At 45.3% G+C, this 18542-nt stretch carries 23 protein-coding genes; 16 read left to right on the top strand and 7 right to left on the bottom strand.

From position 1 onward, the window contains the following. The 5 genes from VGB26_13245 (at position 1) to VGB26_13265 (ending at position 2553) form a co-directional block, all read left to right on the top strand. A complete protein-coding gene (locus tag VGB26_13245; GenBank protein ID HEX9758742.1) occupies positions 1-240 on the top strand; it encodes an NIL domain-containing protein in 240 nt (79 codons plus the stop codon). Positions 241-251: 11 nt separating this feature from the next. Continuing rightward, positions 252-1061 carry a molybdopterin-synthase adenylyltransferase MoeB gene (moeB, locus tag VGB26_13250; protein HEX9758743.1) on the top strand — a complete coding sequence of 270 codons (810 nt, stop codon included), beginning with the start codon at positions 252-254 and terminating at the stop codon, positions 1059-1061. A gap of 70 nt (positions 1062-1131) precedes the next feature. Next, positions 1132-1578, top strand: a complete 447-nt coding sequence (locus VGB26_13255) for a M67 family metallopeptidase (GenBank protein ID HEX9758744.1) — start codon at positions 1132-1134, stop codon at positions 1576-1578. 308 nt (positions 1579-1886) lie between these two features. Next, positions 1887-2321 (top strand): 3D domain-containing protein, encoded by a 435-nt coding sequence (locus VGB26_13260; GenBank protein ID HEX9758745.1) that lies wholly within the window; start codon positions 1887-1889, stop codon positions 2319-2321. A gap of 34 nt (positions 2322-2355) precedes the next feature. Beyond that, a complete protein-coding gene (locus VGB26_13265; protein HEX9758746.1) occupies positions 2356-2553 on the top strand; it encodes a hypothetical protein in 198 nt (65 codons plus the stop codon). Positions 2554-2852: 299 nt separating this feature from the next. Here the strand turns inward: VGB26_13265 and tatC are convergent, their stop codons facing one another. Genes tatC through radA form a run of 7 tightly spaced genes read right to left on the bottom strand, consistent with a single transcriptional unit; the run spans position 2853 to position 7527 of the window. After that, complete coding sequence (gene tatC, locus VGB26_13270; GenBank protein HEX9758747.1) at positions 2853-3581, bottom strand: twin-arginine translocase subunit TatC; 729 nt, start codon at positions 3579-3581, stop codon at positions 2853-2855. Continuing rightward, positions 3574-3849 (bottom strand): twin-arginine translocase TatA/TatE family subunit, encoded by a 276-nt coding sequence (locus tag VGB26_13275; protein ID HEX9758748.1) that lies wholly within the window; start codon positions 3847-3849, stop codon positions 3574-3576. The genes tatC and VGB26_13275 overlap by 8 nt, the downstream gene beginning before the upstream one ends. A gap of 6 nt (positions 3850-3855) precedes the next feature. Next, positions 3856-4122 carry a hypothetical protein gene (locus tag VGB26_13280; GenBank protein ID HEX9758749.1) on the bottom strand — a complete coding sequence of 89 codons (267 nt, stop codon included), beginning with the start codon at positions 4120-4122 and terminating at the stop codon, positions 3856-3858. Positions 4123-4141: 19 nt separating this feature from the next. Continuing rightward, positions 4142-4630: a ribosomal protein S18-alanine N-acetyltransferase gene (rimI, locus tag VGB26_13285; protein HEX9758750.1), complete on the bottom strand. Its 489-nt coding sequence runs from the start codon at positions 4628-4630 to the stop codon at positions 4142-4144. Further along, positions 4627-5349, bottom strand: coding sequence for a tRNA (adenosine(37)-N6)-threonylcarbamoyltransferase complex dimerization subunit type 1 TsaB (gene tsaB, locus VGB26_13290; GenBank protein HEX9758751.1), 723 nt, complete (start codon positions 5347-5349; stop codon positions 4627-4629). The genes rimI and tsaB overlap by 4 nt, the downstream gene beginning before the upstream one ends. Further along, on the bottom strand, positions 5346-6188 hold the full coding sequence (locus VGB26_13295; protein ID HEX9758752.1) for a DUF4292 domain-containing protein: 843 nt from the start codon (positions 6186-6188) through the stop codon (positions 5346-5348). The genes tsaB and VGB26_13295 overlap by 4 nt, the downstream gene beginning before the upstream one ends. Continuing rightward, the gene (radA, locus tag VGB26_13300; GenBank protein ID HEX9758753.1) at positions 6169-7527 is read right to left on the bottom strand and encodes a DNA repair protein RadA; all 1359 of its coding nucleotides are present in this window, start codon (positions 7525-7527) and stop codon (positions 6169-6171) included. The genes VGB26_13295 and radA overlap by 20 nt, the downstream gene beginning before the upstream one ends. Positions 7528-7768: 241 nt before the next feature. Between radA and VGB26_13305 the strand changes: the two genes are divergently transcribed. The 11 genes from VGB26_13305 to VGB26_13355 all read left to right on the top strand — a co-directional run bounded on the left by VGB26_13305 (position 7769) and on the right by VGB26_13355 (position 18526). Next, positions 7769-8944: an NAD(P)/FAD-dependent oxidoreductase gene (locus VGB26_13305; GenBank protein ID HEX9758754.1), complete on the top strand. Its 1176-nt coding sequence runs from the start codon at positions 7769-7771 to the stop codon at positions 8942-8944. Positions 8945-9134: 190 nt separating this feature from the next. Further along, positions 9135-9452 (top strand): ATP-dependent Clp protease adaptor ClpS, encoded by a 318-nt coding sequence (locus VGB26_13310; GenBank protein HEX9758755.1) that lies wholly within the window; start codon positions 9135-9137, stop codon positions 9450-9452. Positions 9453-9505: 53 nt separating this feature from the next. Continuing rightward, positions 9506-9913: a hypothetical protein gene (locus VGB26_13315; GenBank protein HEX9758756.1), complete on the top strand. Its 408-nt coding sequence runs from the start codon at positions 9506-9508 to the stop codon at positions 9911-9913. A gap of 356 nt (positions 9914-10269) precedes the next feature. Then, positions 10270-11064: a 30S ribosomal protein S2 gene (gene rpsB, locus VGB26_13320; GenBank protein HEX9758757.1), complete on the top strand. Its 795-nt coding sequence runs from the start codon at positions 10270-10272 to the stop codon at positions 11062-11064. Positions 11065-11095: 31 nt separating this feature from the next. Then, complete coding sequence (gene tsf, locus VGB26_13325) at positions 11096-11698, top strand: translation elongation factor Ts (GenBank protein HEX9758758.1); 603 nt, start codon at positions 11096-11098, stop codon at positions 11696-11698. 55 nt (positions 11699-11753) lie between these two features. After that, entirely contained in the window at positions 11754-12473 is a 720-nt protein-coding gene (gene pyrH, locus VGB26_13330; protein HEX9758759.1) for a UMP kinase, read from the top strand. A gap of 103 nt (positions 12474-12576) precedes the next feature. Then, the gene (gene frr, locus VGB26_13335; protein HEX9758760.1) at positions 12577-13146 is read left to right on the top strand and encodes a ribosome recycling factor; all 570 of its coding nucleotides are present in this window, start codon (positions 12577-12579) and stop codon (positions 13144-13146) included. A gap of 301 nt (positions 13147-13447) precedes the next feature. After that, positions 13448-14581: an alanine racemase gene (gene alr / locus VGB26_13340; GenBank protein ID HEX9758761.1), complete on the top strand. Its 1134-nt coding sequence runs from the start codon at positions 13448-13450 to the stop codon at positions 14579-14581. A gap of 36 nt (positions 14582-14617) precedes the next feature. Then, positions 14618-17446, top strand: a complete 2829-nt coding sequence (locus VGB26_13345; GenBank protein HEX9758762.1) for an AMP-binding protein — start codon at positions 14618-14620, stop codon at positions 17444-17446. A 66-nt stretch (positions 17447-17512) separates the two neighbouring features. Further along, complete coding sequence (locus VGB26_13350) at positions 17513-17998, top strand: adenosine-specific kinase (protein HEX9758763.1); 486 nt, start codon at positions 17513-17515, stop codon at positions 17996-17998. Between the two features lie 102 nt (positions 17999-18100). After that, entirely contained in the window at positions 18101-18526 is a 426-nt protein-coding gene (locus VGB26_13355) for a CBS domain-containing protein (GenBank protein HEX9758764.1), read from the top strand. The last annotated feature ends 16 nt before the right edge of the window (positions 18527-18542 follow it).

Below are 18542 nucleotides of genomic sequence, written 5' to 3' on the forward strand. Positions count from 1 at the left end.
ATGGCAAGTCTAAAAGTTCATATTACATTTCCTGAAGAGAAAATAAAAGAGCCAATCATTTATCTGGTGGGCCAGGAATACAAAGTCGTCACCAATATTCGAAAGGCCGACGTCACTGAAAAAACGGGGTGGGTGGATTTGGAGCTCGTTGGTGATCCTAAGGAAATTGAACGGGCGGTAGAGGGTATTAAGAAAAAGGGCGTTAAGGTTGATCCCATCGAACGAAATATTATTGAGTGAAGGGGAAAAAAATGGGGAGTAGTTTTTCTGATGAAGAAATACAACGGTACAGCCGGCACATCATCCTCCCCGAAGTAGGGGGAAAGGGCCAAAAGAAAATCAAGGAATCAAAGGTTTTTTGTGTGGGGGCGGGAGGTCTTGGTTCCCCGGCGGCGCTTTATCTGGCCGCTGCGGGGGTGGGAACATTGGGGATTATTGATGCCGACCATGTTGACCTCTCTAACCTGCAACGGCAGATTCTTCATTCGACAAAAAACGTTAATCAACTCAAGGTGGAATCCGCCAAAGAAACCCTTAATGGAATTAATCCTCACACGGAAGTGAAAATGTATCCCACCAAACTGTCTTCCGATAATATTCTTGATCTGATACGGGATTACGATGTGGTGATGGATGGTTCGGATAATTTCCCCACCCGTTTTCTCGTGAATGATGCCTGTTTTTTTATGAAGAAACCCCTGGTTTCCGGAAGTATATTCCGTTTTGAAGGGCAAGTAACCAGCCTCAAGGCTTTTGTCGATGGTAATCCCTGTTACCGGTGCCTCTACCCCGAACCTCCTCCTTCGGGTTTAGTTCCCAGTTGCCAGGAAGCGGGAATTTTGGGTGTTTTGGCCGGGACCATTGGCGTCATTCAGGCGACGGAAGTTTTGAAGGAGATTTTGGGAATTGGTGAAACACTCTATCATCGATTAATGCTTTATGATGCCCTAGAAATGAAATTCAGAGAAGTTAAAACGCTGAAAGACCCTCAGTGTATTCTCTGCGGACCAAACCCCAAAATTACCAAATTGATCGATTACGAAATTTCTTGTACGATTTAAATTTTTGTGATATGGAGGGCAGGGTCGATCTGATGCCCTATGGCGGTTCCTTCAAAATTACCATAAACGAATGTTAACCATTTCCCGTTCCCTTTACGATACCATCATTTCCCATGCCCAGGCTGAAGCCCCTAACGAGTGTTGCGGCCTATTGGTGGGTCGAGAGGGACAAATCAGCCATATCTATCGGATTCGAAATCTGGAAGATTCGGATCGAATCCGGGAATTGAAAATTCCTTCTGACCGGGCCGTCCGTTACTTTATGGATGAACGCCAAATGATGGATGCCATGACCAATATGCGGGATAACCGTTTAGACCTTCTTGCTATTTATCATTCCCATCCCCGGACCGAGGCCTACCCCTCCGCAACGGATATCCGTTTGGCGTATTACCCGGATTCGTTTTATTTGATTGTCTCCCTGGAGAACCCAAAACAGCCTGATGCCAATCTATTTCGCATTGTCGATGGAAAGGTAACCCCTCAGACCCTAAAGATATTAGAAAACGGTGCATAAACCGGCTCGCTTTATCTCCATCCTTGGTATCCCCCTTTTGTGAAAGTCCTTTGGCCAATGAGGGAAAAGGTTTTCACTTAAATTCCGATTCTATGTAGCGTTCCCGAATTTGGCCGTCCCCCCTTTTAAGGAACCCATAGGATTAAATATTCTATATTTTTCAATTGGTTATATTTATTTTTTAGCCTCATGGCCCTCACTTGGTTTGAAAGTTGCAACTATAAGCTTCAAAAACTATCCTCGGAAGGCTTTTTAAGCGGGTGGTTTTAACCTAATTTTTTATCGCCTCACGGGCGAGGGGATTTAGCATGATTCGGATGAGCGCCATATTTTTAGTGACCATTTTTACCACCCTTTCTGCAACTGCTGAGGGAGACTGGATTTCCAAACCTGAAGGGAAATGGCTCAAAGTCAGGGCCACAGCGTATGAGCCCTCCGAGCGCTCCTGCGGAGTATGGGCCGATGGCATTACGTCAACAGGGATTCCTGCCCGGGTGGGGACCATTGCAGTTGATCCAACGGTTATACCCCTTGGTAGTCGGTTATTTGTTCCGGAATACGGCTGGGGTGTTGCTGAAGATGTGGGAGGTGCCATTAAAGGGAAACGGATTGATGTGTTTTTCTGGACCGTTGAAGAAGCGTTGGATTGGGGGATTCAGGATCTGGATGTGTTCGTGATGCCTGGGGACGCCCCCTCTTTTACGGAGAACGATACTCCCATGGGGGGACACAGGATTATTTGAACCTGTGGGTTGAGAAATCAATGAGGAGAATCTCATGCCTCTTCGTATCTTGAGTAAAGAAAAAACTTTAAAGAAGCTGAACGAACGCTCATGCTTAAAATGTAATGGGCCGCTGATTCCAGAATCGGTGAATACCGAAGAGGGATCTTCCCGGACTTTAAGGTGTATCGTGTGTGGAGAAGTGGTTGATCCGGTGATCCTTGCCAACCGTTGGAAACGGGATGCCGCTTAGCCCTTCGGCCCGGTGCATGCCCTTTTCGTCAGGAACATAAAGCGGAGAGGATGGTCAATTTGAGAGGTTTTGTTCATTTCTTATGGGTTTTCTATTTTTTTTTGATTCATTTAGACAGAAAGAAGTTTTAAGTTTGAAACAGCTCATCTTCCACAAACAGTACTATTTCTTTTTTTTGAAATAGTACCCCGTCCTCAAACTCCTGCCTCTCTCTCTGAAAGGGACCCGAAAGGGTCCCTTTCGTTTTGAAGGCCTTGATCAAAGGCAAATCGTTAGATGGTTTTCCGAGCCCCTTCAATTTAGACCTTTGTTTTAGATTCTTTTCTTGAGAAAAGACGGGCGCTGAGGATTCCGAGTTCAAACAACACAATGATGGGCCCTGCCATTAAGACCTGGTTAAAAATATCCGGGGTGGGGGTCAAAATGGCTGCAAAAATAAAAGCGAATAGAATGGCATAACGCCGGTGATGGGAAAGGGTCTGAGGGGCGACGACTCCCATCATGGAAAGAAGGGTGATGACCAAGGGGAGTTGAAAAATCACAGCAAAAGCCAGAAGGAATTTGATGACAAAATCAATGTATAACCCAACGGATAAGGTCGGTTGTATTCCCGCTTTTTCTCCAAAGCTGATTAGAAAATTGAGCCCAAACGGAAGAACGATCCCCCAACAAAAAAGCAACCCTAGAATAAAAAAGATTACCGAGAAAAAGAGAAAAAAGAGACCGTACTTTTTTTCTTTTTTAAATAGCCCAGGGGCAATAAAAGCCCATGCCTGATAAAGTAGAAAAGGAAATGAAATGAAAAGGCCTCCCAATAGGGCTACCTTTAAATTGGCCCAAAAAGCCTCGGCCGGTGAGAGGAAAACCAAATCCGTTTTTAAGGGACGTTTGATCCAGGAAAGCAAATAGTCCGACACAAAAAAGGCAGCTGTAAAACAGATTAAAAGAGCGCCTAAGCTTTTGATTAATCGGTTTCTAAGTTCTTCAAGGTGGCCAACCAGCGGCAATTTTTTTTCGGTGTTACTCACTGGTTTTTTCCTTTGGGTCGGGAGGTTTGGGCTCGGTGGGTTCCGGAGGATGGATTTCGGTTCCCCCAATGGATCTGGGTTTTTCCTTTTCCCTGTCTTCGGAATAAAGGTCTTTTTCGATGGACCCTTTAAGGTCTTCGCTCATCCGGCGGAGTTCAGCGATTCCTCTTCCGATGGATTTGGCCAGTTCCGGAATTTGCCGGGGTCCTAAAATAATGAGGGCCAGGACCAAAATCAAAATCAGTTCTGGGAGCCCTATTCCAAACACGCTTTCCTAGTTCCTTTTAAGTTTAGCCCGTAGATACGGATCATTTAGACCCGAAGACCGGTGTTGCCGAAGGAGAAGTGCCATCTGGTCTTTGGTGAGTAATTTTTCTTTTTGAAGTTTCTTTTTTTCCAATTCTTCTTGTGGTGTGAGGGTTTTTCGCTTGTTGAGTTTACCTAATCTTTTTTCCAGGTGTTTATGCGTGTCTTGAAGGGTCTGGATCTGTTGATTGACCGCCCCCGGGTTTATAAAGGGTTTTTGATCAATTGAAGACATCTTCCACCTCCTATGTGGTTTAAAAAAAGATGGGATCATAAGAATACTTCAAAATCAATGCGTCCTCTTGGGGATTGCTGTAATAATTTTTCCGTTGGGTCAGTTGTTGAAAGCCATTTTTTTCATAAAGCCGGATAGCCCCTTGGTTTGAGACCCGAACTTCCAAAAACGCGTTTAAGGCCTTCTGCTTTTTCCCTCCGGCCAAAATCCATTGCAATAACCTTGTGCCGAATCCTCTACCCTGCCAGGCGGGATCAATGGTCAAATTCAAAAGATGAAGCTCCGATTCTAAAATCCAGAAACAGCTATAGCCTAAAGGATCCGAAGATGGGGATAATCTTAACACAACACTGTGCGAAAACCATTTCTCAAACAACTCATCGAGAAACATTTCCCGGATCCAGGGTTCAGTATAAGAGCGCTGCTCAATGTCCAAAATCTGATCCAGGTCCTCTGGTTTCATAGGTTTTACCTGAAGGGAGGTTTTGTTTTCTTGAGGAACCCTCATTGTGAGATGTCTCCAGAGGTTTTTTTTTGCTGTTGCAATTCCCATTTTACTTCTGCTTCAGAACGGCGTACATAATTGGGTTTCACCGCATCGGAGGGGACCCGGGTTCCTTCCCGCCACATTTGCCTTGCAAGCTCAGCAATGGAAAGGGCGGAGGGGGCCCAGAGGCGCTTAGGGGAGAAAATGGCCTTATCCCCGAGGGCTTCCTTCAGCTGTTTACCGTATATCTGTAGACCATTTCCAAGCAATAGGGTGGGTTGAGTGATTTTCCGGGATAATTCCGAAGGCGACATTACCTGATCTTCCCATAATCGTTCCATTTGGTTTGTCCCATTGAAATGAAACAATGCCGTATAGACCTCCCCCTTTTTTGCATCCAATATGGGGCAGATGGGATGGGTAGAAAAAGGCAGAGAAAAGGAAAGACCCTCTAAGGTAGAAATGGGAAGAACCGGCCGGGTGGTGATCATGGAAAACCCTTTAACGGTACTGACGCCAATTCGAAGACCGGTAAAAGATCCCGGTCCGATGGAGACCGCGAAGGCATCCATTTCCATCAGTGAGGTTTGGCTTGATTTTAAAACCCGGTCAATGATGGTCATTAACTGCTCCGAATGCGTGGTTCGTACACTCACCCGAACTTCACCGATGATTCCCTCATCAGAGGTAATAGCCACCCCTCCCATCAATGTGGCGGTTTCGATAGCCAGAATTTTCACGGAAATCCCCGTCCCTCCAATTGAGAGAGTTGAAAATCTTTTGGAATAAATTTTGGATTGGGTTGAATCTCTTTGAAAGTGAGGCTCGCCTGATGGCCTTGGTTTTTTGCGATTACCTGAAAGGGAAGACGGTGGCCGTTAATTTTTTTGTAATTCAAATAATCCATGGTGATTTCAAGACGTCCTTCTTGATTGAATAGTTCTTGCTGGGTCATATCAAGGGTTTCCCCCTGGAAAAAAACCTTTCGGTTAAGCACGCCGTGGTTCTTCTCTAGTCTTAGCAGGTGGAGAATAGAGAAATTCGGACCTTTCTCCAGCATGGGAGTTTCGACGGGCTCCAAAGTAAGGGGCCCTATGGAGTTGACCATGGTGAAAAGATGGTGCGGAAATCCAAGAGAAGAGGCAGGCCATAAGGTTTCAATTTGGTCCAGGGTCCCTGAACGATATTGATCCTGAGAAGGCAAGAAGATCTGGAAACCTTCTTTGGTGACCAATAGGTCCACCACGGTTCTTCCCAGAAGGTCAAACCCTTTAAAGCGCCATGCCCCACCACTTTCAAAAAAGAGTGCTCCTTTTAACGATTCAATGTGTTTTTCTTGATCCTTCCAAAGGCTGAAATTTAGCTCGACCAAAGCTTTAAACCCTTTTAACTCCCGCTCCCTTTCACGAATAATTTTCAAAAGCTGGGCCAGGGACAGCTCTGGGGTCTTCCCTTGAGGAGTCGATTCCTTGATGATGAGCGGGTTTCCAAGAGAGCATGAAATGCAGAATAGAATGGGTATCAGGATAAGGGTTTGGAAGAACTGCCGGTTTAGGGCTTTAGGTAAAAAGAATTTCAAAAACCTCACCAATATCCTGTACGCCATGAAGCTCCATGGAAGCGCTTGTTTTGATGCCGTTGCAGTTTCGTTGAGGAAGCAGACATCGGGTAAACCCCATTTTTTCTGCCTCCCGAAGCCGTTTCTCCGCATGGGTCACAGCCCTGATTTCCCCTCCCAACCCAATTTCACCAAATAAAACCGTATGGGCCTCCAAAGGATACTCTTTATGACTTGAAATCACCGCGGAGGCGATTCCAAGATCGATAGCAGGCTCCTCGATCCACATTCCCCCTGCCACGTTAACAAACACATCGTAGGTTTGCAGGTGAATTCCCAACCTTTTTTCCACCACCGCCATCAACAAAGAAACCCGATGATGATCAACCCCGATGGAGGTTCTTCTGGCCAATCCCCCGGTGGCGGAGGAAACCAGTGCTTGTAGTTCCACCAAAATAGGCCGTGTTCCTTCTATGGTAGGAATGACCACGGAGCCGGTTGCTTTTTGTGGGCGTTCGGCTAAAAAAAGGTTTGACGGATTTTCAACTTCTTCCAACCCTTTTTCTTTCATTTCAAAAACGGCAATTTCATTGGTTGAACCAAAACGGTTTTTGACTGCTCTGAGAATACGGTAAGAGTGGCCTTTTTCTCCTTCAAAATATAATACCGTATCAACGATGTGCTCCAGAACCCGGGGGCCTGCAATGGATCCGTCCTTGGTCACATGTCCAATAATAAAAATAGCGGTATGGGTCTCTTTGGCGAGAAACATCAACCGTGTGGCCAATTCCCGTACCTGGCTGACGCTTCCGGGGGCGGACGGAATGTGTGTGGTAAAAAGGGTTTGAATGGAATCGGCCACAACCACAGCGGGGTTGATTTCCTGGATTGCCTTAAGTATGTCTTCCAGGTTGGTGGCCGAAATTAAAAAAACCTGATCCGATGTGGACCCGATTCGGTCTCCCCGCATTTTGATCTGGCGAGTTGATTCCTCTCCGGAAACATATAGGCTCCGTTTTCCCCTGAGTCCTAAATTCTCAAGAAGCTGAAGAAGGAGGGTCGATTTCCCGATGCCTGGGTCACCACCCACCAAAACCAGTGACCCCGCAACCACCCCGCCTCCGAGAACACGGTCCATCTCATTGATTCCAGTACAGAAACGGTCTTCATGATCGGTAATCACATCTTTGATGGGGGTGGGTTTTTCCCTCTCTTTTTTTGCCAGATAAGAATGGGATGTGGATACAGCGGGTTCTATAGGCTCCTCTACCAGTGAGTTCCAGCTTTTACATTCGGGACAGCGTCCCAGCCACTTAGGCGATTGATAACCGCATTCTTGGCAGATAAAAATGGTTTTCATTTTAAGCATGGAGGGGAAAAGGTGATGAAATTCAAAAGCTTAACAATTTCCCACATAATACATGAACCAGGCTTTAAAAAGCAAATGATCCTTGTGGAAATAACCTGCCTAAATTAGGCGAACTTGGCGTTCTTTGATAACCATTAAAAGATTTTTTCAAATGAGGAATCAAGTATTACTTTGAACAGAAAAAAGGGAGGTTTATTTGACCCATGACCCCCCTTTTGGCATATATTAACGCATGGAGCAATTTGATGTGATTATTATTGGAGCGGGTGCGGCAGGGCTAATGTGTGCCTTAACGGCTGGCCAAAGAGGCCGCAAAGTTCTGCTTTTGGATCATGCAAATAGGGTGGGAAAAAAAATTCTAATTTCTGGTGGAGGACGCTGCAATTTCACCAATTTACAGGTGGAACCTTTTCACTTTTTGTCGAATAATCCCCACTTCTGCAAGTCCGCGTTAAGTCGCTTTACCCAGAACGATTTTATTGCGTTGGTTAAAAAGCACGGCGTGCAATATTATGAGAAAAAGTTGGGGCAGCTTTTTTGTAATGGGAAATCCGACGAGATCGTATCGCTTTTAATAAAAGAGTGCCGATTGGGGAAGGTTCAAGTCAGGACGAATTGTTCCGTTGAAAGTATAAAAAAAGAAAAACGATTTACCCTCAGCACAAATTTAGGGAGCTATGAAGCCAACGCTCTGGTCATTGCCAGCGGTGGATTATCAGTACCCCAAATGGGGGCTTCGGGGTTTGGATATGCTGTTGCCAAACAGTTTGGAATAAGAGTTCTTCCTTGCCGCCCGGGCCTTGTCTCTCTTCATTTAAGCGGGTCTCTTTTGAAGGACCTTGCCGGGTTTTCGGGGGTCTCGGTGAATGCTTTGGTTTCCTGTAATGGAAAATCTTTTCGGGAGGCGATTCTTTTTACCCATCAGGGGTTAAGCGGGCCTGCGATATTACAGATTTCCAACTATTGGAAACCGGGGGATGAAATTGGTGTAAATCTGCTTCCAGATTTTAATTTAAACGAAGAAATCCGTTCCTGGCAGAAGGAACGGCCGAGGGCGGAGCTAAAAAACCTTTTGGGCCACCTATTGCCTAAACGCTTAGCTCAACGATGGGTAGAATTAAGACATCAAAATAAACCTGTTAACCAATACAAAAAAAAAGAAAGCAATGAAATCTCGGAGGATTTTCACCATTGGCCTATTGTTCCTGTTGGTAATGGAGGATTTCGCACAGCAGAGGTTACCCTAGGGGGAGTCGATACGGATGAACTGTCTTCCAAAACCTTCGAAGCCAAAAGCGTGGAAGGCCTATATTTTATCGGGGAGGTAGTCGATGTCACTGGGTGGCTTGGGGGTTATAATTTTCAATGGGCTTGGGCATCCGGGTACTGTGCGGGACAAACTGTTTGAATCTTTTATCCATTGAGCATAAAAAGCAGCTTTTGTTTTTTTAGAAAAGGTTTTTTTAAAGAGGGGGGAAACCCAACTTTTCCCTTTTGCTTGTGTTTTGAAAAAAATATCAAAACGGTTTTCTGAATATCATTTTGGGTTCGCAATTGTTAAAAAATGTGCTATTTTAGAAAATTTAGGGTGAATAACAATGCCAGGGACTGTTCTTCCAGAAACCACACCCGAAGTGGAAATAGGGGATGATTCTCGAATTGAAAAGATTCCCCCCTATAAAGTCATTTTTTTAAATGACGATATTACCACTATGGAATTTGTTGTTTATGTTTTGATTACCGTTTTTAGAAAAGATCACCAGGCTGCTTTTCTGTTGATGTTGGAAACCCACCATCAGGGTTCCGCGGTGGTTGCTGTTCTTCCCTTTGAAGAAGCAGAGCTTCGGCAAAGCCAGGTTCACTCCATGGCCAGTAAAGAAGGATTCCCTCTGCGATGTATCATTGAACCTGCCTAGGTTTTTGTTGTTTTAATTTACATTGATAAAACCAGGAAATAGGAGCGGAATTAATGGAACAAAAATTAGTGGTTCATTTTCAAGATGGAAAAATACTCAAAGGAGTCTCTCATGATTTTTTCCCAAATAAAAACTGTTTTCATCTTGGTATTAACCATCAGGTTTCGGGGGTAAAACCTTTAGCAGTCTATATGTCAGAATTAAAAGCGGTTTTTTTTGTAAAGGATTTTGTGGGGGACAAAGAATTTAATGAATTAAAAGATTTTTCAGCTTCACAAGATTCGACTTATGGAAAAAAAATAATGGTCCATTTAAAAGACGGGGAGTCCCTTTGCGGTTTTACACAGGGGTATTCTCCCAATCGCCAGGGGTTTTTCCTTTTTCCCCTCGACTCTCAATCCAATAATCTAAAGGCTTTTATATTACAGTCGTTTATAAAAAAAGTAGACCTTCCCGATTAACCGTACTTTTTAGAAATTGAAGTCCCGTGTTTTTGAAGAAAATCTAATTCCTTATAAACAAAGGGTAATTAGGTCTAAAGGATTAAAAAAGTAAAGGAAGGTTAATTTCCCTTCCTTATTTGGAACAAAGGCTCCCTCCAAAAAGAGCTACCCCCCCCTTTTTAGTCAAAAGGTCATCAACCTACGGCTTCCCCAGGGAAATTTAGCCACTTTTCCCTTGCATAGGAATTACTATTGTGCTATTTTCCAAAGACTTGATCCTAGAATCCTTCCATTTAAGAGCCTAAAAATGGATTGTTTTTTATGCACTTATAGAAACGTGGGTTAATTTTAGAACTAAGGGGGTTTAAAAAGGTATGTCTGAAATATCGATAAAAGAACTTTTAGAGGCTGGGGTTCACTTTGGTCACCAAACCAAGCGGTGGAACCCAAAAATGAAAAAATTTATTTTTGGGGAGAAAAATAGCATTTATATTATTGATCTCCAGAAAACCTTAAAAAGGTTTAAACAAGCCCGTGATTTTATTTGGAAGACGGCTTCAGAAGGGAGATCGGTGCTTTTTGTTGCAACCAAACGGCAAGCCCAGGAGATCATTGAAGAGGAAGCCAAACGTTGTGGAATGTTTTATGTCACTCAGCGATGGTTGGGGGGAATGCTGACCAATTTTGAAACCATACGAAAAAGCGTGGACAAATTAAAGAAATTAGAAAAAAAACAGGCCGATGGTACCTACGAACGACTACCCAAAAAAGAAGTGGCCTCTCTTGAGAAAAAGCGGATGCAATTGGAGAGAAATCTAGGGGGAATTAAACAGATGAATGCTCTTCCTGGAGCCCTTTTCGTGGTGGATATTAAAATGGAGCATATTGCTGTTCTTGAAGCCAATCGCCTTGGAATTCCCGTTGTGGGGGTTGTCGATACCAATTCCGATCCGGATGATGTGCAGTACCCTGTTCCTGGGAACGATGATGCCATTCGGTCCATTCGTTTGATTACCTCCCGAATGGTGGATGCCATTTTAGATGGACGGCAGAAGGGAGCTTTTGGGGCCCCTGTTGAAGAAAAACCGTTGGCAGCAACTCCTCCTCCCTCCGAGGAGAATCCGGTTTCGGAGGTTACCGATTTTGTAAAAGAGGGTATTGAAAAATAATTTGATCCTAAAAGTTTTGGAGAGATATTGAATGGCTGTTGAAGCAACACAGGTTAAAGAATTGAGGGAAAAAACAGGGGCAGGAATTATGGATTGCAAAAAAGCCCTTTCCCAATCCGGAGGGGATCTCCAAAAGGCCATCGATTTTCTTAGGCAAAAAGGCCTTTCGGTAGCGGCCCAGAAGGGGGGACGTTCAACGGATGAAGGCATTGTGGGATCCTACGTTCACATGGGGGGAAAAATCGGAGTCCTCATCGAGGTGAATTGTGAGACCGATTTTGTGGCGAAAACACCTGAATTTCAGGCTTTTGGAAAGGACCTTGCCATGCAAGTAGCCGCGCCTCCGGTTGCTCTATTTGTGACAAGAGAGGATGTGCCCAAGGAGCTGTTGGACAAAGAACGTGAGATTTATGCCCATCAGGCTCGGGAGACAAAAAAACCAGAGAAGGTGATTGAGAAAATTGTGGCAGGAAAAATTGAGCGGTATTATCAGGAAGTTTGCCTTCTGGATCAAACCTTTATTAAGGATGAGGCTTTAACGATTAAGGATTTGCTTGCCCAAAAAATTTCAGCTTTTGGCGAGAACATTACCATTAAGCGGTTTGTCCGATTTCAGGTCGGTGAAAAAACCTGACCAACTTTAAAATCTCCCTTTTTCTTCAATCATACCCCGGCTCAACATGAGCGACATGACACGCTCCGCTTATCAACGCGTTCTTCTAAAAATCAGCGGTGAAGTATTGGCAGGTGATCAAGGCTATGGGATTGATCCTCAAGTCCTGGATTCCCTTGCCGAGGAAATCGGAGAGCTTCATAAACTCGAGGTTGAATTGGCCATTGTGATTGGCGGGGGGAATATTTTTCGTGGGATTGCGGCCAGTTCAAAAGGAATGGAGCGGGCATCTGCTGATTACATGGGAATGTTGGCCACGCTCATCAATGCCCTGGCCCTTCAAAATGCTCTTGAGAAAAAAAATATTTACACCCGGGTTCAGTCCGCCATTGAAATGCGCCAACTGGCTGAGAGTTATATCCGAAGAAGAGCCATCCGGCACCTTGAAAAGAAGCGTGTGGTGATATTTGCCGCTGGAACTGGAAACCCTTATTTTTCCACCGATACGGCTGCCGCACTTCGGGCGATGGAGATCGGGGCACAGGTGATTTTAAAAGGGACCAAGGTTGATGGGGTATTCGATAAGGATCCTCTGAAATATCCCGCCGCGAAAAAATTCGAACAACTTACCTTTTTTGAGGTGATTGAAAAGGGTTTAAAGGTCATGGATGCAACGGCGGTAACTCTTTGTATGGACCATGACCTTCCCATTATGGTTTTCAATATTAAGGAAAAAGGAAACATTAAAAGAATTTTATGTGGAGAACATATCGGAACGGCGGTGAAAAACAAATAAATGGAACCGGAAGGAGGTTATTTTGATCTGATGGGTTCTCCTTTTTCCAAGTGGAAAGAAAAAAGGGTCACCTGCTTTTTTAATAAAGGGGGGGTGGAATTTTATGAGCGAACCTGATGTCAGCAGAATCAAAAAGCAAACCGATGAAAAAATGGAAGCTGCCCTGGATCACCTTCGAAAGGAGCTTTCAACCATTCGAACTGGACGGGCCTCCTTATCCATTCTGGATGGCATCAAGATTGATTATTATGGGTCTCAAATGCCCCTCAATCAGGTGGCGACCTTATCCATTCCAGAAAGCCGGATGATTACCATTCAACCCTGGGAAACTCAAATGGTGGGAGAGATTGAAAAGGCCATTCTTGCATCGGGAATTGGCATTACACCCAGCAATGACGGAAAAATTATCCGTTTAAATATTCCTCCCTTAACGGAGGAAAGACGGAAAACCTTGGTTAAGACCGCGAAAAAGACTGGAGAGGAAGCAAAAGTTTCCATTCGTAACATCCGAAGGGATGCCAATGACGAATTGAAAAAACTTCAAAAGGATGCTTCTCTGGCCGAGGATCAGCTTCGGAAAAATCAAGAGGAGGTCCAAAAGAGTACGGACCAGTTTATTAAAAAGGTGGACGATATCCTTTCCAAGAAGGAAGAGGAGATTCTGGAGGTCTAATGGACTTTAACCCCACCGTTCATTTTGTAAGATCTTAAATTGATTTCAAAACCTTATTTTTTGTCACCATTCCTCAAAACAAAACATTTTCTGAAACCCTGGTTTATACCGGTTAAGAAAGGTCTATCTAGGGGTTAATTCTGACCCTGTCTATTAATTCCTCTCTCCATTTCTGTTAAGTTTGTTTTTTATATCATTCTTTATTATCCTAAAAGAATAGCAAAAAGGACCTTGTGGTACGTGAAATGCTTTACCTTGGTTTAAGATACAAAGTTTTCTCATTGATCTGTCTAAGGGCTAGATGACTCTTAATGATTCCCACGGCCGGCCCACCTGGGCTGAAATTAATCTGAAAGCACTGTCTAACAATATCGGGGTGGTCCGGGGGAAAGTTGGGGAGGAACGGAAAATCTTGGCGGTGGTCAAAGCCGATGCCTATGGACATGGGTTGGTTCCTGTTTCAAAAGCCCTTCTTTCAGAAAACATTCAGATGTTTGGGGTAGCCCAGTTGGACGAAGGAATTGAGCTTCGCCAAGCAGGGATTCAAATTCCCATTCTTCTCATGACAGGATTTTTGGAAAGTCAGCTAAAAGACATATTCCATTACCGGTTGACTCCGGTGGTCCACCATTTTGATTTGCTTTCTCCTCTTCAGCGGTTTGGCAAAAAGGCTCAGAAACCTTTTCGATTTCATCTTAAAATCGACACCGGGATGGGACGCCTGGGGATGACCCTTTCCGAATTGAAAAGGGTTGCCCAAATGCTAAAGGCTTCTCCGGAAATTTTTTTGGAAGGAATCATGACCCATTTTGCAGAGTCCGAAGGAGAGGGGGGAGGGTTTCTCAAAGAGCAAACCCATCGTTTCCTTGAGTCGGTCAACCTGGTTTTAAAAAGCGACTATCCTCATCTGATTTGCCATGCCGCCAACAGCGCAGCAATTGTTAACAGCCCCTCTTCCTATTTTCAGATGGTTCGCCCGGGAATCATGTTGTATGGATATTTGCCCCCTCCCTTAAAAGGCCTCAACCACGGGTTAATGCCGGTCATGAGTTTAAAAACAAAAATTATTCACTTAAAAAAGGTCCCGCCCCGCACACCTATCGGGTATGGGAGGACTTGGAAAACAAAAAGGGAGAGTCTGATTGCCACCCTGCCTATTGGGTATGCGGATGGATATCCCCGGCTGCTTTCCAATCGAGGTTCGGTTCTCATGAGAGGGAAAAAATATCCCATCGTTGGCCGAATTTGTATGGATCTGCTGATGGTGGATGTGACCGGGATGGAACGCCCCGAAATTGGGGAGACCGTGGTATTGATCGGTGAGGAGGAAGGAAAAAAAATTACCGCAGATGAAATAGGGATGTGGGCAGAAACCATTTCCTATGAAATTCTGTGTGGCGTCAATCGCCGGATTCCTCGGGTATACCTATCCTGATGGAGGTTTTTTTTAAAAAAATAGGGAATAACAACCATGGACCCGCAAACCCAAGATACTGAGATTCAGGATGTCGAACAGCACCTCCTGGATTTAATCCTGGAACTGGTGGAAGAGCTGGGCATTCAACAGGCCGTCCGGTCTGTTTCCCTGGATGCTGCTTTGGATCGGGATTTGGGTTTGGGGAGCCTGGAGCGTGTTGAACTTTTTATTCGGGTGGAAACTGCTTTTTCCATTCGTATCCCCGATCGGGGCATGGCTGAGGTCAATACCCCCCGTGATTTGCTGCAAACCCTTCTAGAGGCAAAAACGTCCAATGAAAAATTCAAGGTGGGGCATCGGGCTTCTATTGGAAGGTCTGTCCTCTCCCCCGGCCAGGCGACTTCGCTAGATGAAGTGCTTCGTCGTTTTGCATTGGGAGAACCCCGCCGGCCTCATATTTTCCTCCAGAATGAAGAAGGGGGAGAGGAGGTCATTACTTACGGAAAACTTTTTGAAACCGCTTCGGAAGTTGCCAATGGACTTTTGGACCGTGGGTTAAAACGGGGAGAAACCGTGGCCATTATGCTTCCCACGGGGAAAGAATTTTTCTCATCTTTTTTTGGGGTTTTATTGGCCGGGGGGATCGTGGTCCCCATTTATCCGCCCTACAAGGCGGACCGAATCGAAGAGTATGCGAGCCGCCAGGCACGAATTCTAAAAAATGCGGACATACGGTTTTTGGTGACCTTTCAAAAAGTGGAGGCCCTGGGACATATTTTGCGTCCTTTTATCCCTTCCTTAAAGGAGGTCATGACCGTTGAAAAACTTTCAACTTCTAAAACCACTTTTTCCTTTTCTCCTAATCAGAGTTGGGAGGGTGCGCTGATTCAATATACATCCGGAAGTACCAGTGATCCGAAAGGGGTTCTTCTCGCCCATGAAAATGTTCTTTCCAATATCCAAGCCATCGGAAAAGCCGGGCAGATTTCCCCGATGGACATCGGAGTCAGTTGGCTTCCCCTCTATCACGATATGGGTTTGATTGGATCCTGGCTGTGTTGCCTTTATTATGGGATTCCCATCACGGTTCTTTCTCCATTTGCATTCTTAACCCGACCGGAGCGTTGGCTTTGGGCGATTCATTACCACCGCGCAACCCTGTCCGCTGCTCCCAATTTTGCCTATGAGCTGTGTGTCAGAAGAATAGAGGATAAAGACATTGAAGGACTCGATTTAAGTTCCTGGCGCCTTGCCTTTAATGGAGCAGAGGCCATCAGTCCGGATACCCTTTCCAAGTTTACGGATCGTTTTGGCCCTTATGGGTTCCGGCCAGAGACCTTTTTCCCGGTTTATGGTTTGGCAGAGGCCTCCGTGGCATTAACTTTTCCTCCAGTGGGCAGGCTTCCCAGGGTGGATTCGATTTCACGGGAGGGGTTTCAAACCCATCAGCGCGCAGAACCGGTTGGTTTATCGGAAAATACCCCTTTGAAATTTATTTCCTGCGGGGTTCCTCTTCCCGGACATGAAATCCGAATTGTTGATCTTCAGGGTAAAGAGTTGGGGGAGCGTCAAATTGGATCCCTTCATTTTAGGGGCCCTTCAGGCATGAAAGGATATTTTCAATCTCCAGAGGCAACCCAGTCTGTATTTCATGAGGGTTGGTGGGATACTGGAGATTTGGCCTACCGGGCCGATGGAGAGCTCTTCATCACCGGAAGGAAAAAAGATGTCATTATTAAAGCTGGACGGAACATTTATCCTCAGGAGATTGAAGAGATTGCCAGTGACGTTCCGGGAATCCGGCGGGGGTGTGTCGCAGCCTTTGGGGTGTCGGAGCAACGGCTTGGAACCGAACGGATCGTGGTGGTTGCGGAAACCCGGGAAACCGATCGAGAAAAACGGGAAACGATCTCTGCTCGGGTTGTGGAACTGGTTTCTGATAACATGGGTATTCCCCCCGATGTGGTTCTTTTGATCCTGCCCGGAGCCATCCCGAAAACCTCCAGTGGAAAACTGAGGCGGGCGTCTTGCCGGGAATTTTATATCCAGGGGAAATTGCTTCGCTCTCCCCATCCGGTTTGGTTCCAAATTGCTAAATTATGCCTTAACAGTCTCTTATCATGGGTGAAAAACGGTTTCGGGGCCATCGGTCGGTATGGGTATGCGGCTTATGTGGGGTTGGCCTTGTGTATCACTGTGCCCCCGGTTTGGTTCCTTATTTTTATTTTCCCGAGGAAGCAAGCGGCCTCTTGGTTGTCACACGTTTGGGCAAAAGGGTTTTTAAAAAGTATCGGGTGCCCCCTTTCGGTCAAAGGGAAAGAACATTTGGGCAAAGCCACTCCGATGGTTCTGGTTTCCAATCATGCCAGTTACCTGGACGCGGTTGTCCTCATGGCGATTTTACCACCTGGTTTTCTTTTTGTGGCTAAATATCAATTACTCCGTGCCCCGATTATCCGAACGGTGATTCAAAGAGTGGGGCACATTACAGTGGATCGTGAAGATCTATCCAAAAGTGTTTCGGATGCCAAAAAGATTGAAGATGCCCTTCGGGCAGGATCATCCGTCCTGATTTTCCCGGAAGCGACCTTTACGCCGGTTACCGGATTGAGACCCTTCAAGTTAGGGGCGTTTAAAGTAGCGGCTGAAACCTCCCGGCCGGTCTGTCCCATTTCGATCCATGGGACACGGTATATCCTCTGGGGGGACCAATGGGTGCCGAGGCGGGGGTCTATTTCAGTGGTGATTGGAGAACCGATTATTCCTCGGGAGAATAGCTGGCGGGAGATCACCCGGCTTCGGGATTTGGTGAAGTTCGAGATTGCCAAACACTGCGGGGAGAATCCGTTGAATTTGGTGGGGATGGGCCCCCCTACCTCTTAGTCTGCTCGTCATGAATGGAGGTTTAACCTTTCGGTTTAAACGTAATTTTTTCTTGGAGGCATCCGGATGGATCTCAAGATGGTCACAATTGAAAAACCTGAAGAAGTGAACCTGATTTTAGGGCAAAGCCATTTTATCAAGACGGTGGAGGATCTCCACGAGGCACTGGTGGGGACCGTTCCAGGAATAGGTTTTGGGTTGGCATTTTATGAATCCTCGGGGGATTGTTTGGTTCGTTGGTCCGGGACGGATGAGGCAATGATCACATTGGCCCAAAAAAATGCTTTGGCCCTTTCCGCGGGCCACACCTTTATCATTTTTTTAATTCCAGGGGTTTTCCCGCTTAACGTTCTCAATGCGCTAAAAAATGTTCCCGAAGTGTGTCATATTTTTTGTGCCACCTCCAATCCCGTTGAAGTGATGATTGTGGAGACGGAACAGGGGAGAGGAATTTTAGGGGTGGTGGACGGGTTGCGTCCCAAGGGTATTGAGGGAAAAGGGGGAATTCAGTGGCGAAAAGATTTTCTCCGAAAAATCGGGTATAAATTATGAACCTCCTTTAACGGTGGATTTTACCAGATGACCAAAAAAAAATATTCGAGTATCATTTGAGGAAAAAGCAACCCACAGGTTTTATCCGGGAAGGAGGTTTTTATGTTGGGGAAAGATTTTAAAAAAGGGGATAACACGTTTCAGGAATTAACGGCGGATGCGCTGATGCAAACTGATCCGGTGAATTATGACCAAAATGTGAGTTGTCAAGCCATTGCCTCCGCTTTGGTTCTAAAACGTTCGGGTGCCATTACCATTGTGGATGATGCAAGAAAACCGGTGGGAATCGTGACGGAATATGATTTATTAAGGGCGATTAAAGAAGGGAAAGATTTAAATGAAATTACCCCCCAGGCCATTATGACACAACCCATTGTCATTTCCGAAAAAAGCCTGGTCTCGGAAATCTTGGATACACTGGTCACCGGACATATTATCCATCTTCCCGTTGTGGATTTTCAGGAAAAATTAATTGGTTTAATTGAACGTCAGGATATCCTATCGGCTTATTTGAAGTATCAAAAATAAATGGTGTTTTCCTTTC

The sequence above is a fragment of the Nitrospiria bacterium genome (genome assembly GCA_036397255.1).
Lineage (GTDB): Bacteria > Nitrospirota > Nitrospiria > DASWJH01 > DASWJH01 > DASWJH01.